Annotated in this window: 1 pseudogene; it reads right to left on the reverse strand. The window is 51.8% G+C overall.

Going from position 1 to position 514, the window contains the following annotated elements:
• Window positions 1-78: 78 nt before the first annotated feature.
• Window positions 79-514, reverse strand: a pseudogene (locus R8O10_RS27585) (cation acetate symporter); the annotation flags it as partial.

Genomic DNA, 514 nt, shown 5'->3' on the forward strand with positions numbered 1-514 from the left:
TATGGTAACTGGAAAGCGAGAATACAATCGCCCCGGACGGCAGGTTGCAAGCGGGGCTTTTGTGGTTTTGGTTATATTTTAGTGATCCACCGCGCTACCAGCACCTACCGGTACGCGAACGTGTTCGACTAGGTCTTTCACTTCTTGTGGTGTTTCTGCTGTTACTTTCGATACAGCGAACGCGACGATGAAGTTGAATAAGGCACCAATCGCACCAAATGCGTTTGGCTCAATGCCTAGGAACCAGTTGCTGCCCCAGCTTTCTAGGTAAGTCCAATCTGCGATGAATAGGATACCTTTGTGTTGGAACACGTAGAACAGAGTGATACTGATACCGGCAATCATACCCGCGATAGCACCTTCTTTGTTGATGTTCTTACTGAAGATACCCATCATCAGAGCCGGGAAGATGGAGGACGCCGCCAGACCGAAGGCCAGTGCTACCGTACCTGCCGCGAAGCCCGGTGGATGCAGACCCAAGTAACCTGCGACTGCAATGGCCACCGCCATCGAG

Source organism: Vibrio sp. 1727, from assembly GCF_033344415.1.
GTDB lineage: Bacteria > Pseudomonadota > Gammaproteobacteria > Enterobacterales > Vibrionaceae > Vibrio > Vibrio alginolyticus.